At 63.4% G+C, this 13,971-nt stretch carries 12 protein-coding genes and 1 pseudogene; 9 read left to right on the forward strand and 4 right to left on the reverse strand.

Going from position 1 to position 13,971, the window contains the following annotated elements:
• Together AC0IXR_RS00070 and AC0IXR_RS00075 are read left to right on the forward strand one after the other, a co-directional pair.
• Positions 1 to 639 carry an FMN-binding negative transcriptional regulator gene (locus AC0IXR_RS00070; protein ID WP_471759340.1) on the forward strand — a complete coding sequence of 213 codons (639 nt, stop codon included), beginning with the start codon at positions 1 to 3 and terminating at the stop codon, positions 637 to 639.
• Positions 636 to 1,334: a GNAT family N-acetyltransferase gene (locus AC0IXR_RS00075; protein WP_471759341.1), complete on the forward strand. Its 699-nt coding sequence runs from the start codon at positions 636 to 638 to the stop codon at positions 1,332 to 1,334. The genes AC0IXR_RS00070 and AC0IXR_RS00075 overlap by 4 nt, the downstream gene beginning before the upstream one ends.
• Before the next feature lie 127 nt (positions 1,335 to 1,461).
• On the opposite strand, the pseudogene AC0IXR_RS00080 reads toward AC0IXR_RS00075, so the two are convergent.
• Positions 1,462 to 1,566 (reverse strand): annotated as a pseudogene (locus AC0IXR_RS00080) (hypothetical protein); the annotation flags it as partial.
• 339 nt (positions 1,567 to 1,905) lie between these two features.
• Here AC0IXR_RS00080 and AC0IXR_RS00085 point away from each other — a divergent pair.
• The 5 genes from AC0IXR_RS00085 to AC0IXR_RS00105 all read left to right on the forward strand — a co-directional run bounded on the left by AC0IXR_RS00085 (position 1,906) and on the right by AC0IXR_RS00105 (position 5,812).
• Positions 1,906 to 3,078: a zinc-dependent alcohol dehydrogenase gene (locus tag AC0IXR_RS00085; RefSeq protein WP_419953394.1), complete on the forward strand. Its 1,173-nt coding sequence runs from the start codon at positions 1,906 to 1,908 to the stop codon at positions 3,076 to 3,078.
• 67 nt (positions 3,079 to 3,145) lie between these two features.
• Entirely contained in the window at positions 3,146 to 3,739 is a 594-nt protein-coding gene (locus AC0IXR_RS00090; RefSeq protein ID WP_471759342.1) for a cyclase dehydrase, read from the forward strand.
• Between the two features lie 338 nt (positions 3,740 to 4,077).
• A complete protein-coding gene (locus tag AC0IXR_RS00095) occupies positions 4,078 to 4,224 on the forward strand; it encodes a hypothetical protein (RefSeq protein ID WP_471759343.1) in 147 nt (48 codons plus the stop codon).
• Between the two features lie 31 nt (positions 4,225 to 4,255).
• Positions 4,256 to 4,651 (forward strand): hypothetical protein, encoded by a 396-nt coding sequence (locus AC0IXR_RS00100; protein ID WP_056454880.1) that lies wholly within the window; start codon positions 4,256 to 4,258, stop codon positions 4,649 to 4,651.
• A gap of 81 nt (positions 4,652 to 4,732) precedes the next feature.
• A complete protein-coding gene (locus tag AC0IXR_RS00105) occupies positions 4,733 to 5,812 on the forward strand; it encodes a UV damage endonuclease UvsE (RefSeq protein ID WP_471759344.1) in 1,080 nt (359 codons plus the stop codon).
• 153 nt (positions 5,813 to 5,965) lie between these two features.
• Here AC0IXR_RS00105 and AC0IXR_RS00110 read toward each other — a convergent pair whose 3' ends face one another.
• Entirely contained in the window at positions 5,966 to 6,256 is a 291-nt protein-coding gene (locus AC0IXR_RS00110; RefSeq protein WP_056428532.1) for a hypothetical protein, read from the reverse strand.
• Positions 6,257 to 6,649: 393 nt separating this feature from the next.
• Between AC0IXR_RS00110 and AC0IXR_RS00115 the strand changes: the two genes are divergently transcribed.
• On the forward strand, positions 6,650 to 7,672 hold the full coding sequence (locus tag AC0IXR_RS00115; RefSeq protein WP_424753469.1) for a helix-turn-helix domain-containing protein: 1,023 nt from the start codon (positions 6,650 to 6,652) through the stop codon (positions 7,670 to 7,672).
• Between the two features lie 272 nt (positions 7,673 to 7,944).
• Positions 7,945 to 9,483: an HdeD family acid-resistance protein gene (locus AC0IXR_RS00120; RefSeq protein ID WP_471759345.1), complete on the forward strand. Its 1,539-nt coding sequence runs from the start codon at positions 7,945 to 7,947 to the stop codon at positions 9,481 to 9,483.
• Between the two features lie 497 nt (positions 9,484 to 9,980).
• Here AC0IXR_RS00120 and AC0IXR_RS00125 read toward each other — a convergent pair whose 3' ends face one another.
• Together AC0IXR_RS00125 and AC0IXR_RS00130 are read right to left on the reverse strand one after the other, a co-directional pair.
• The gene (locus AC0IXR_RS00125) at positions 9,981 to 11,981 is read right to left on the reverse strand and encodes a glycosyltransferase family 2 protein (protein ID WP_471759346.1); all 2,001 of its coding nucleotides are present in this window, start codon (positions 11,979 to 11,981) and stop codon (positions 9,981 to 9,983) included.
• On the reverse strand, positions 11,963 to 13,198 hold the full coding sequence (locus AC0IXR_RS00130; RefSeq protein ID WP_471759347.1) for an HlyD family secretion protein: 1,236 nt from the start codon (positions 13,196 to 13,198) through the stop codon (positions 11,963 to 11,965). Before AC0IXR_RS00130 ends, AC0IXR_RS00125 begins: the two co-directional genes overlap by 19 nt.
• Positions 13,199 to 13,971: the final 773 nt, after the last annotated feature.

A 13,971-nucleotide genomic window follows, 5' to 3' on the forward strand; every position in this document is an offset into this window, starting at 1 on the left:
ATGTACGAGCCGCCCCATTTCCGGTGCGACGATCTCGAAGCCCAGGCCGCCCTCATCCGCGCCTGTCCGCTCGGCCTCCTCTTGAGCGCGGGCGCCGGCGGGCTGATGGCCAACCCGGTTCCGTTCCTGCTCGACCGCGAGGCGGGGGAGGCGGGCACGCTCCGGGCCCATCTCGCCCGCGCCAACCCGCACTGGCGCGACCTCGACGGGCTCGCCGAATGCCTCGTCGTGTTCCAGGGCCCCGACCGCTACGTCACGCCCTCCTGGTACGCGACGAAGCGCGAGACCGGTAAGGTCGTGCCGACCTGGAACTACGCCACCGTGCAGGCACGGGGCCGCCCGCGCGTCATCGAGGACGAGGCCTGGCTGCGCCGGCAGATCGACGACCTGACGCGGATGCGGGAGGCGGGGCGGGACGCGCCCTGGTCGGTGGCGGACGCGCCGCCGGCCTTCACGGCGGCGCAGATCAGGGGGATCGTCGGCATCGAGATTCCGATTGCGCGGCTCACCGGCAAATGGAAGGTCAGCCAGAACCGTCCGGAGGCGGACCGCGCCGGCGTCGCGGCGGGCTTGCGCCGCGATGCGGGCGGCGACGACGCGATGGCGGATCTCGTCGACAGAATGGGACAGCGGGCATGAGCGAGCACGTGAACCGTTACGGCCAGCCGATCGGCCCCGCCCTCCCGGAATGGAGCCCGCCGCCGCCCCCGCCGCGCGAGGCGTTGCAGGGCCAGTTCTGCCGGATCGAGCCTCTCGACGCCGAGCGCCATGCGGGCGACCTCTTCACCGCCCTGGCGTACGACCCGGCGCGCTGGACCTACCTGCCCGGAGAGCCCCCGGCGGACGAGGCGGAGTATCGCGCTCGACTGGTCGAGATCGCCCGCAGCCGCGACCCGATGCATCACGCGATCCTCGACGCCGCCACCGGCCGCGCGCTGGGCCTCGCGGCCTATCTCAGGATCGAGCCGGCCCATGGCTGTATCGAGGTCGGCCATCTCCAGTTCGGCCCCGGCCTCGCCCGGAACCCGGCCGCCACCGAGGCGATGGCCCTGATGATGGCCCGCGCCTTCGACCTCGGATATCGCCGCTACGAGTGGAAATGCGACAGCCTCAACGCGCCCTCCCGCGCGGCGGCCCTGCGCTACGGCTTCACCTTCGAGGGCATCTTCCGCAACGCCATCGTCACCAAGGGCCGCTCCCGCGACACGGCCTGGTTCGCGGTGACCGATGCGGACTGGCCCCGCCTGCGGGAGGCCTTCGCCGCCTGGCTCGCGCCGGAGAATTTCGACGACGCGGGCCGCCAGCGCCGGAGCCTCGCGGCCCTGCGGGGGTGAAGCCCCCGAAGGCCCCTGATCGCGATCGAGACGTCGGCAACCGTGTGGATGACGTGTCCAACAATGCGTCGTCGTCCGCTCCTCCATCCGCCTCGCCGCTCGCTGTATCGGCGAAGATGATCAGATCGGTTCCGGCTTCACCGAGGATGAGGTTCACGCCGGACGTGTCCGACATCGTGTCGGCCCCCGAGCCTCCCGCGACCTGATCGTTGCCCGCGCCGCCGTGGATCGTATCGCGCTATCCACCGGGAGCACATGCGAGGAACGAAACCCAATAAGGGCCGCCGGACAGTCAATGTGCCGTCCGTGTCCTCGAGACAATCCGGATCATTTCATCTTCGCTGGACGTGGCCCGCCGCATTCCAAGGTCAATCCAGTCATGGAGAGGCTATTCATTGTCCAGCCTGCGTGATTAACATCGGTGAAAACCAACATAATATACGAAATGGAATGTCATTCTGGCTGCATCATATGTTGTTGCGCCACAAATCGATTTTGGATCGGATATCTATTAGTTAGGCACATCGTTCCACGGGCTTGAAATCCTTCCTGCGCTTTAGGGAGACGTTCCATGAGAGCACTGGTTTGGCACGGGACTCAGGATATCCGCTGCGATACGGTTCCGGATCCCAAGATCGAAGATGATCGAGATGCGATCATCAAGGTAACCGCTTGCGCGATCTGCGGTTCGGACCTGCACCTCTACGACCATTTCATGCCCGGCATGGAGAAGGGCGACGTCATGGGCCACGAGTTCATGGGCGAGGTCGTCGAGACAGGCAAAGGCGTCAACGGTGCGCTCAGAAAAGGTGAGCGCATCGTCGTGCCCTTCACGATCATCTGCGGCGAGTGCGACCAGTGCAAGCGCGGTTACTTCTCCGTCTGCGAGCGCACGAATCGCAACAAGGACATCGCCGACAAGGTTTTCGGGCACACCACCGCGGGCTTGTTCGGGTACACCCATCTCACCGGTGGTTACCAGGGCGGCCAAGCCGAATACGTCCGCGTGCCGTTCGCCGATAAGACGCACATCAAGGTGCCCGAGAATCTCAGCGACGAGCAGGTGCTGTTTCTCGGTGATATCTTCCCCACCGGCTGGCAAGCGGCGGTGCAGGCCGATATCCAGCCGACCGATACGGTTGCAATCTGGGGTGCCGGCCCCGTCGGTCAGATGGCGCTGCGCTCCGCCCTTCTGCTCGGGGCCAGACAGGTAGTCTGTATCGACAGCGTACCCGAGCGCCTCGAGATGGCGCGCGCCGGCGGTGCGATCACCATCGACAATAGCCAGGACAGCGCGGTCGAACGATTGAACGAGCTGACGAGCGGCAAGGGCCCGGAGAAGTGCATCGATGCCGTCGGCATGGAAGCGCATTCCCCCCGCGCCCTCGAACACGCCTACGACCGGCTGAAGCAGGCGGTGATGCTGGAGAGCGACCGCGCCGCAGTGCTGCGCGAGATGATCTACGTCTGTCGGCCCGCCGGAATCCTCTCGATTCCGGGCGTCTATGGCGGGCTCGTCGACAAGATGCCGATGGGAGCCCTGATGAACAAGGGTCTGACCATCCGCACCGGCCAGACCCACGTGAACCGGTGGACGGACGACCTCGTCAAGCGCATCGACGACGGGCAGATCGATCCCTCCTTCGTCATCACGCACCGGGCCAAGCTCGAACAAGGGCCGGAGATGTACAAGACCTTCCGTGACAAGAAGGACAACTGCATCAAGGTGGTGCTCAGACCCTGATTGTGTCCCCGGCCCGTCTCGGCGGGACGGGCTGGCTTGGCCCCACTGCGGCAGGGAGGACGTCCGCATGTCTCACCGCGACCAGAACCGCGCTTCCGAGCGCTCGACTCTGCCGAGTTATCTCGTCTCGGAGTCGCGTCGAAGACCCGATCCCGGGACCAGGGAACTCACCCGCGGGTTGGGTTGGTTCTCGGTCGGCCTTGGGCTGACCGAAGTGGTGTGTGCCGACGCCCTGGCTCGCTGGCTCGGGATGCCGCGCGTCGCTCCGGTCATCCGAGCCTACGGTGTGCGTGAACTCGTGCAGGGCGCCGGGATCCTGGGCTCGCATGATCCGACCCCTTGGGTGTCGGCCCGCGTCGCAGGAGACGCCCTCGATATCGCTACGGTTCTGCCTGGGCTCGATCCGCAGAATTCGCGCAAGGACAACGTGTTGATCGCCCTTGTGGCACTCGTCGGCGTCACAGCCGTCGATGTGATCTGTGCGCGGAGCCTTTCGGAAGCACTCCTTGCCCCGTCCGACAAGGTCCGACGCGATTACCGCCGCCGGAGCGGCTTCCCACGGCGTCCCGAGGCGATGCGGGGCGCGGCCCGTGATTTCAAGCCGCCACCCGACATCATCGGCCCCGAGGCGATGCGTCCCTGGACGCTCACGAACGCCTGAACCCGTCCTACGGTCTACGGAATGCTGCCGCTCCGGGTCGAACGCAGCCCCGAGGGGCGGAGAACACGCACACGGTCACGCCCACCCACAGGTTCCTCCGTCATCCTGCTGACGGGCAAACAGCTCCCCCCAACCTCCACCCTGAAACGAGTTGATCTCGGCTGCAATGTAAGGAAGAAGAGAGCCTATCTTTTCCGAGTGCAGGCTCCGGGTGTTCTCATGAAATACTTATTAGTATCCAATGAGAGCTTTGGCCTCACCATCATCCGGCGGGTTTGATCGTGGGCGAACATCACAAGCATGCATCGGTCGGGGTCGCGCAGGCGATTTTCGATGGGATGCCGTCCGCCGACCGGGCGAAGGTCGAGGCGGAGGCCGCGACCAAGGGCGTGAGCGCCCTGGAGATCGTGCGCCAATCCCTCGACATTTTGATCGCCGATGCCAAACCGGCGACCGCTGGCAGCGGAACGGGTCCGGCGCAGTAAGGGCCGTCGCGTCATGGTTCGGCCACGGCCGATGACCGGCCGCTCAAAGAGTCTCGTCGCGGGGGCGTTCGTCTTGCTGGCAGCCCTGTCCGGCCCCGCATTGGCGCAGCGGGTCGAGGACGGGTCCGACGTCGTCATCGGCAAGGCCGTGGCGGCGACGATTCTCGGCATGGTGGGGGAGCGTTTCGGCGCGCTCGACCCGAAGGTGACGGCGTTGCGCAAGGCGGAGGGCGGGTGGATCTGCGGCTCGGTCAACGTGAAGAACCGGGACGGGCTCTATATCGGCGAGCGCGGCTTCGTGGCCGATCCGTCGAGCGCGTTCTTCGGCCGCGTCCCGGAGGGGCCGGAACTCCTCAACCCGCGCGCCGAGGGGTTCCAGGCCCTGGAGCGGATCAGGCAGCTGTACTTTACCCATTGCCTGGATTGACCCTCGCCGCGAGGGACCACGGGGCGTCCCGAATCCGCCGGGACCGGCGACACCAAAGCCGGGCCTCGCCGTTATCCCCCCATGATGATGGACACGCCCCGCCTCGGTTTCTGCTGCAATTTCGTGCTCGACGACGATCCTGCCAGCTTCAAGACGCTGAAGGCCGCCCGCGAGGCGACGCTTCACATGAACCTGTCGCACACCACCATGAGTCATCTCGACAAGCTCGCGCCGTCGGCGCGGCGGGCCAAGCTCGAGAGCCTCGCCCGGCACAACCTCGCGGCGCTGGAGCGGCAGATCGCCTGGGTGGCGGCGCGGCCGCCCCTGGAGCGCCTGCTGCGCATGGCGAGCAACGTCCTGCCCGGCTACACCCACGAGGTCGCGCGGGCGATCTATGCCGAGCCCGAGATGGTCGCCCTCGTGGAGGCCGGTCTCGCGCGGGTCGGCGAGCGGGCGCGGGAGGGCGGCGTGCGCCTCAGCTTCCATCCCGGGCCGTTCTGCGTCATCGCCTCGCGCAACCCCAATGCCGAGCGCAACGGCATCTCCGAACTCGAATACCATGCCGAGCTGATGGCGATGATGGGGTATGGCGCCGGCTGGCACCCGCATGGCGCCCATATCAACATTCATGTGGGCGCCCGCGACCCCGGCATCGACGGGTTTCGCGCCAGCCTGCCCAAGCTCTCGCAGACCGCGCGCGACCTGCTGACGGTGGAGAACGACGAGAACGCCTTCGGCCTCGACACCGTGCTGGACCTGGCCGACCGCGTGCCGGTGGTGCTCGACCTGCACCACCACTGGGTCCAGAGCGGCGGCGTCTATATCGAGCCCGATGACGAGCGGATCGCCCGCATCCGCGCCTCCTGGCGCGGCGTGCGCCCGATCGCCCATATCAGCCTCTCGCGCGAGGCTTTGCTGGAGGGGCACGACCCGGACACGCTGCCCGATTACGCCGCCCTGGTGGGAGCCGGGCACAATTGGCGCGACATCGCGGCCCATTCGCACCTGATGGGCAACCGGGCGCTCAACGCCCTCGTGGCCCGGCACCTCGCCTGGGCCGATTTCGAGATCGAGGCGAAGGGCAAGAACCTGGCGTCCACCGGCATCGCCGCCGAGATCTTGCAGGTGGAGGGCTTCGCGGGCGCGAGCGCTGCGGCTTGAGGTGAGGCCTCGCCGCGCGGGGATTTGGCTCGTCCCATACCAGACCTCGATGAGCTTGACTCATCGAGGTCTGCCCGCGCGACGGCGCGGCAGCGGTCGTCTGCCGGATCTCACTGATCCTGACCTATAGGTCAGGATCAGTGAGGCTTGGTATCAGCGGCGCGTCGGCTTCTGCATCTTGACGACGGTGCTCTTGGGGCGGCCGATCGGCTTCAGGGGAGCCTTGGCCTCCAGGGCGGCGCGGGCGAGGTCCTGGGGGCGCGGCGCGCCGTTCGCGATCCGCATCAGGGCTTCGGCCATCTCCTCGATGGTCTGGGCCGCCTCGCCCTCCAGCGTCTCCTCCGCCCGGATGCCAGGAAGTTCGGGCGCGATCTCCTCGGCGGCTTCGCGCAATTGTTCGATCAATTCGGCCGGCGAGTAACGGGAGGGAGGTGCATATGCCATTCCGCGACCATGGCAGCAGCCGGCGGCCTCGACAACCGGCCCGCCGATGAGAGGTCCGATACTCACGGGAAGGGCGGGTTTGCCATGGACGGTCCCGGGCCGGGATCGCAGACTCACGGTTTCCATCGGTCGAATTCTGATGTCGAGGGCCTGATCACAGATTCGCTTCGGGCGGCAAAAGGATGTCGGCGGCGCGGCGGCACGCGGATAGTCCGACTCCCACCCGATCTCGCCGGAGTAGCCGACATGGGGTGTCGCCCGAAGCGGTTCTCCGGCCGGGTTGCGACGCTTTTACGCTCCACGGACCACCGACGTGCATTTCGGTTGCCTCATCAAGGACTTCATGCCTAACGTCGTTGCTTCGACGGGTCGGGTGACGAAGGATTTGGCTCGTTGGGTGCAGATGACACGACGGCTGAACCGGGCCTGCCGTACTTCTGCCTGACGACGTCGGGCTTGCCACCCGGAGAGGCCTTCGAGCGATGGCGCACGCTCCTTGCGCCGATGTACGAGGTCAGTCCGACGACGCGCTCCGCCGTCCTGCCTTTCGGCACCAACATCGCGTACCCGATCGACGACCTCGTCGCTCATCGCACCCTGCTCTCGACCCAGCGGCTCCAGCGCGATCGCCGACGTGTCGATGCCGGGTCCGACCAGTACACCGTCCAACTCTACAGGTCCGGCCGATTTCAGGGCACCGTCGCGGGTAAAGCGATCGCGGCCTCGGCCGGCACCGTGACCTTCATCGGCCGCCGTCACCTGCTCGATGGCATGCTCGACCGCGCCGATACGACCGGCATCGTCGTCCCCTGCGCCCGCCTCCATGGGTTGCCGCTGGAAGATCATGAGATGCTCTTCGATGCGGCCCGCAACCGGTTGCTCTCCGCCCGCATTCTGGACCTCTACCGCCGCTTGCCGACCACGAGCCTCGACGACGCCCCGGCTCTCGCCGTCGAGTTCGTCGGCTTCCTGCGCCGCCTGCTCGATCCCTCGCGGGCCAAGGACGTGCTCGAAGGCCGCGACCTCGACGGCGGCCTGATGGCGCTGGCCAGGATGATCGTGCAGGAAAACCTGTCCCGGTCCGATCTGTCGCCCGCCTTCATCGGCGGACAGATGCGGGTCTCGCGGGCCACGCTCTACCGGCTGTTCGAGCCGGAAGGGGGCGTGATGCACTTCGTGCAAGGCGAGCGTCTGAAGGCCATGCGCGACGCGCTGGCCGATCCGATGGAGACGCGCACGCTTGCCCGTCTGGCCGAGGTCTTCGGCTTCAGCAGTGCCTCGCAGCTCAGCCGCAGCTTCCGCAACCGCTTCGGCGCGCCACCCCAGGCCTGGCGGGGCGAGCGCCGGGTGGTCCAGCAGACCAGCGGTCAGGGGACGGTGCAGCACGTCTGGAAGTGGCTGCGCGAAACGCGTTGACCCCTTCACCCGGGTGTGCCGACGAGATCGACGCCGTAAGTCGGCGGCCGCATCCCGGGAAAACGGCGCCATCGGCTTTTCAGAACGATGAGCCTCATCCGATCGCTCGGTCGCCGGTCCTCCGCTTTGGCCGCGCCAAGGGCTTGCTGCACGGTGGAGGACACGCGGTCAATTTGAGAAAACACCGCGACGATGCGGCGGTCTTAAGCGAACCTTTGCCTTGTTCTGGCCTCTGGGGGTAGGAGACGTCGCGTTCCGAGGGGCGATCACCCGTGACCATACGGCCTCAACCATACCACGACGGCTCCGCGACGGAGGCGTCCCCCCTCGATGGCGCCGCCGGCCCGGAACGGCTGAGCCCCAAGGAACAGGGGGTGCTGAGCCTTGCCCTGCGCAAGGGAAGCGGCAACCCCGTCGACGATCTCCTCGCCGCCTCCGAGGCTCCCTCGCGCCAGATGGCGCTCCCGCTCTGGCTGCTGCTGGTCGGGCGCGACGCGGTTCACAAGCGGTGGGGCATCGTGACGGGGGCGGGGCTCGTCTGGACGGCGTTCGGCCTCGCGCTCGTGATCGACGCCTTCGACGGGGCCCTCCACATTCCCGACCGCTGGTTCGGTCTCCTCCTCGTGTTCGAGGCGGTGGGCTCGTTCGTCCGCGGCCTCGTCGCCACCGGCGCCGCGCGTCGGCTGCGCCTCCTCAAGGCGGTGCTCCTCCTCGTGGTGGCGGTGCTGACGATGCTGGCCTCGCCCGCGAGCACGTTCCTGCTCGCGATGCTGTTCGGGGCCGCCTTCCTGTTCGATGGCCTGTCGCGCTTCGCACTCTCGAATGTGCTGCGCTTTCCGGGCTGGCGCCTGTCGGCGGCGCACGGGTTGTTGGGAGTCGCCCTCGGCATCGTCACGCTGCAACCCTGGCCCACCTGGTATGCCGGCACGGTCGGGTTCTGCATCGGCGCCTTCCTGATCCTGAGCGGGATCAAGGTGGCGATCCTCGGGCTGCGGTTGCGGCGCCCTCCCGTGGCGCCTGAACAAAACTTGGCTCCCGAGCCGCACTTAGTTCCTGAGCCGCCTTTGGCCGGGACCGGCCCGGAAGCGCTGACCGTCCATGTCTGGACGCCGACCGGAACGGCGTCGATCCCGGTCCGGCAGCGCCTGGTGCACCGCTACGTCATCTCGGTGAACGGGCACGGCCACATCTCCACCGGCCATGCCGCCCTGGAGCTCGGCGAGCCGGGCGAGGAGGGGGTGCTCTATGTGAGCCACTACCCCGCCGTGGAGATCGACCGCTCGCCCGACCATCTCCGCGCGACCCTGCGCGCCGGCCCGGAAAACGACGTGCCGGGCCGCTTCCTGCCGAGCTACCGCGAGGAGGCGGACGATTGGTGCGAGGCCACCGTGACGGTCACCCTCCACGGAATCGACGGCGCGCGCCTGAGGCGCTTCTGGGCCGCCTATCGTCGCGACACGACCTACAACCTCGTCGCGCGGAACTGCTCGACGACGGTGGCCTGTGCCCTCGACGCCGCCGTCGAGGGCGCGTTCAACCGGAACGGCAAGCCGTGGCGCACCCTCGCCCAGGCGGCGATGAGCCCGGAATTCTGGGCAGCCGCGCTCCTGCGCAACGGTGCGGGCGCGATGACATGGACGCCGGGTCTCGTGCTCGATTATTCGCGGGCGCTCAGCGCCCTGATCGATCCCGTCTCGCCGGTCCAGGCGATCGGCTGGAACGGCGTGAAGCGGCGGCTCCTGCGCAACTGGCGCGCCGAGGCGGTGGCGCGGATGCGAAGCCTCGCCCGACGGCGCTCCCCGGCGTCATAGGCCGGCGGAGGGCAGTGGGTTGGTCTGACATCCGATGGGGACGACCCGACCCCGGAAGGTTCGGGCGACTCTGGCGCGATGGGGACATGCAGATCCCCATGGTACCCAGCCACAGCGTCGCCGTTTCAGCGTGCCGGAGCGACAAGAACCGCTTCCGGTGGTCGGTGACGACGGCCGGGTTCCATTCCTGCCGCTCGACGACCTCCACGTCGTCCGCCGCCATGGCACCGGCCGCCGGCCTTTCTCACGCACACGTCCTGGCGAACCGTATCGTATCAGGACGCGGATCAACGATGGCGGGTGGATAGAGCCGGCGCTCCCGCGTTTTTCCGGGATGTCGTTGATGGAGTGGTCGAAGTCTGACGGATGGTACCCGTCCTGAGTGTCCGAGATGGGTGGAGAGTGGACTCTGGCCTCTCGCCCCGAAGCGGACGTTCCGCCTCTAATACTGGGCGTGGAGGCTCAGCGAACGAGGAGCTGTGATGACAATTCGTACCTTAAGCCGTCTGGGCCGATTTTCCGAACATACGTGACCAGACGCCACCCACTATAGCGGATTTGTCAAGATCATGAATGTCCTGACTGTAGCGGCCGGTATAAAGCTCCACAATCATTCTATCTCTCTCTCTGCCGGAAACCTTAAATATAAATTTCACTGTATATGGGCGATTCGCCAAAATCTCAGAAACTTTCTCGATTGTGCAGTGAAGAAGTGGGAATCCTTCGGTCTTAACGGTTATAGTCTGGCCTAGGCTAAACTTAGGATCGAACTCGAACTCGGCAATTCCACTTTCCAAAGATAGGCTGACGATCCGTGCGGCGTGGTAGCGAGCACCAGGACCAACGATATGTGCAGCCTCGTCCGTAGCGAAGCTCTCAGACAATGGGCGGGGCTTCTCGAAGCAGATGAGCGCAGCAACCATCAGGACAACGATGTTGATGACAGCCCAATATGCGGAGACGACTGAGAACTCCCCCTCGCCGATGCGAGACCATTCTGGCACGATGTTCACTATGAGGCCGAGCGCGGTAACTGCGATCAAGATCGCAATAGAGAAAAAGGTGTAGGCGTCGAATTCTGAATCCTCGTTGCCCGAGCCTTTGGGTGTGACCTTGAATGGTACCCCAAATGGCTTGACAAGGCTTGAGATCACCACTGGCAGCATGCGGAATGTGGCGAATGCTCCTACAGCACTGGAAACCAGGGGCAGATAGCGGGTTGGCGTGAGCCATCCCATCAGTAGAAAGTAGGCCGCTAGCACAGGAACTTGATAGTAGATAATATCCTCAGTGCCCGTAAAGAAAAGCGGTGCCGTGCCGGTCCATAGGTAAACTGCGGGAACGAGAAGTATTACAAGACGGACCGTGTATTGCACGAGCCATGAGAGCGGAATGAACATAATACGCTGAAAAAGATTTAGTCCCGGCCCCCGAAGTGGCCCGTTATGCAGGTAGATCGTCTGGATTCCACCCCGGCACCAGCGGCCTCGCTGCACGAAGTAGCCCTTCAGATTTTCCGCGGCGAGGCCCATTGACAATCGTTCGTTGAGATAGCGGGTCTTATAGCCCTTATTGAGCATCGATAGGGTAGTCAGAAGGTCTTCCGTGATTGAGTCATGCGGGAACCCGCCGATAACCTCCACAGCTGCTCTACGAGCAATAGAGCATGACCCGCAGCAGAAGCTTACATCCCATGCATCGCGGCTTGCTGCCATCTCGTCGAAGAACAGTCGCTGCTCATCGGGCCAAACCTTCTCCAAGCTAAGATTTGATTGTACTGGATCCTTGTTGAAGAAGTGCTGCGGCGTCTGAACAACGCCAATAGTTGGATCCTGAAAGAACGGCACAGTGCGTCGCAGGAAGTTCCGGTATGGCACAAAATCTGCATCAAAGATGGCGATGTAATCCCCGCGCGAGACTTTCAGCCCGTTGTTCATGTTGCCCGCTTTCGCGTGCGAATTATCCGGCCGAGTGACGTGAATGACGCCCTTCTCCTGGCAGTACTCGCGCAACCAGCCCCTTCGTTTGTCATCTAAGACATAGATGGTGAGCTTGTCCTTTGGGTAATCGAGGGCTAAAGCGCCGATGATTGTCCGTTCGAGCACATCGAGCGGCTCATTGTAGGTCGGGATGAAAACGTCAACGGTGGGGAGGCTCGCCGGGTCCTGAGCAAAATAATCTCGTTCCATGCGGTCCGCTTCCGTACTGCGGTCCACATATCGCCCCATCGTCACCAAGAAGATGAGAATGTCGGCGAACGCCCCCAACTCGACACAGAATACGAACCACGTCCAGAAAAAACTAAAACTGTAATCCAGAGGGTGCGGCAAGACAGTCGCAGTGAAGCGCCACCAAAGGTAGCGCACCGCTATGGCTAGAACAAACGTGCAGGTGACTGCTCTAGCCCACGTTTTATTTCGCGGCCAGTTCAGTGTAAAGATGAAGAAAAAGGCAGCAACGAGTAGCGTCGGTGCGAGGACTAAGTAATACTGAACCACAGGCTCTTTACCCAATGCAGCATTGGAATATTATTGCTAGCGCGCGCGATGCGTACCTGTACGGTTCGGCCTACCTGACAGAAATTGGCATAATCCGTTTGCATCTCACTCTTTGCCAAGGCAACGCGAATGCGCGCACTCTTGCCGCGGCTGACTGGTGGAACAGCTGCAAGTGTGACCTCCTCGACCGCCGCACTTGCGCCTCGCACTGAGACAACCTTTCCTGGGATCACTTCCGATGTTCCAAGCAGGCGGACCTCTGCGTCCTCGCCGGGCTTGATTTCATCGTAATCCACCTCATTGACCAGGATATCTACGAAGAGATCGCGGCAATCGAGCAGGCGCATCAGCTCGTTGCCCGCAATGACGTTCGATCCAGCTACAACATTGTTGCGCCAAATTACTCCCTGGAAGGGCATTTGCACGGGGGAGTACGAAAACCGATCATTGCGAGTTCGTTCAATGACCAATTGTTTGCTCAGCTGCTGGATTCGAGCGCGCTCTGTTATCGCTTGCGCCTCTACGTTAGCCATCTGAATCATAATTTCATCGGTACGCTGCTGGCTGTACGGTACATCGTTCCGTCCTTCGCCCACGAAGGTGCCCCGCTTTAGTGCTTCCAGCTGGTACCCAAGGCGATCAAGTTCGGCCTTTGCGATAGTACCCTCGTTACTTGCTGAAATTGACGCAGCACGCGCTTGTTCGACGGAACTGTTCGCCACTACACCCGTTGCACCTAAAGTCTGCTTACGACTTAAATCGGCGTCCGCCGACACTTTATTTGCTTGAGCTGTGCTAATCCGCTGCTGGCGAATAACAATCTCTTGCTGAATGCTTTGGATACTCGCCTTTTGATACTCTGCAAGTCGCGATACAAGCTCCTTCTTCATCTCGGCTAGATGGCTCAACTGTGACTCTAGCGCCTTTAATTTTTCGCGCGACGCACCAAGATCAGCGTCTAGCTGAGCTTCGGCCGTCCGAGCAATGCGCATGTTGTGGATTTGAAAGACTTCAGTACCCTCCGGTAGCGACGTTCCCACTTTTGGAGGAGTATCGGAGATAACGCCTTCAATAGGCGCAGAGACGAGTGTGAAGCGAGCGTTCACCGTTCCATCAAGGCTGGTGTGCCCGGTTAATCTCGGGAGCACGGCAAGAATAGCGGCACCGAGTAAAAGGATTCCAACGAAAATGCGTACTGTTCGGCTGTTCCAGTTCATTTGCGATTCCTAAGGAAACCAATGATTACGTAGAACCGACTTCCCATTCGTTTAGGTGAATACTCAAATTTAAGCCAAACTCGATATCTTGTCCTGTAGGTTCGGAGGCAGTCATCTGGCGTGGGATGGCGAGCAGTTCTTAGCGCCTGGAGAGCGCTGCCTGCCCGTTTCGCCCGTTCAGTTTTGATCGAGCAGCGGGTATGCCGCTTCGATATTATCGAGCAAGCTGCGGGATGCCTAGGGGCTGAGCACGGGCAGGACCGGAAGACGATGACGACTGCAAGCTTAATAGCCAACGTGTAGTTGCGCGTCGGCTTGTCGTCGCCTGGGCGATGTGACGGAAGACCTAAAAACGCCTGCCTCGGAAAAAGTTCCTCAGTAATGTGGGCTTTGCCGCTGATAATTTTGAAGAACGGGCAGTCACTAATCCACCCAACCCGGCCGTACCTTCTGTTTCACCAAGCTGCCTGGAGGCGGACCTTCTCAACGTCTGCAAAGGGTCGAAAGCGGACCCTGCGGCAAGTACCAAACGTCAGATGTTCCCCACTGGATCGATGTAGCCCTGTTCAAGTTGTTGTTCCAAGGCTTTACCTCATCCTCAGGCGCCCGCGTCAGCGGGCCTCGAAGGAGCCCTCCAGACACCGAAGCGATCCCTGGATGCCTCCTTCGAGGCCGCTACGCGGCACCTCAGGATGAGGTTAAGATCCTGGACAAGCAAATTAAAACAGCCCCTCGGCATAGGCATCAGGGCTGAAGATGCGTCTGTGCAAGTC

The organism is Methylobacterium sp. AC832 (assembly GCF_979256025.1).

What these genes read in the sequence shown, in the direction of transcription:
- AC0IXR_RS00070 (WP_471759340.1), top strand. Translation starts at nt 1, where the DNA reads ATGTACGAGCCGCCCCATTTCCGGTGCGACGATCTCGAAGCCCAGGCC.
- AC0IXR_RS00075 (WP_471759341.1), top strand. Translation starts at nt 636, where the DNA reads ATGAGCGAGCACGTGAACCGTTACGGCCAGCCGATCGGCCCCGCCCTC.
- AC0IXR_RS00085 (WP_419953394.1), top strand. Translation starts at nt 1,906, where the DNA reads ATGAGAGCACTGGTTTGGCACGGGACTCAGGATATCCGCTGCGATACG.
- AC0IXR_RS00090 (WP_471759342.1), top strand. Translation starts at nt 3,146, where the DNA reads ATGTCTCACCGCGACCAGAACCGCGCTTCCGAGCGCTCGACTCTGCCG.
- AC0IXR_RS00095 (WP_471759343.1), top strand. Translation starts at nt 4,078, where the DNA reads ATGCCGTCCGCCGACCGGGCGAAGGTCGAGGCGGAGGCCGCGACCAAG.
- AC0IXR_RS00100 (WP_056454880.1), top strand. Translation starts at nt 4,256, where the DNA reads ATGACCGGCCGCTCAAAGAGTCTCGTCGCGGGGGCGTTCGTCTTGCTG.
- AC0IXR_RS00105 (WP_471759344.1), top strand. Translation starts at nt 4,733, where the DNA reads ATGATGATGGACACGCCCCGCCTCGGTTTCTGCTGCAATTTCGTGCTC.
- AC0IXR_RS00110 (WP_056428532.1), bottom strand. Translation starts at nt 6,256, where the DNA reads ATGGCATATGCACCTCCCTCCCGTTACTCGCCGGCCGAATTGATCGAA.
- AC0IXR_RS00130 (WP_471759347.1), bottom strand. Translation starts at nt 13,198, where the DNA reads ATGAACTGGAACAGCCGAACAGTACGCATTTTCGTTGGAATCCTTTTA.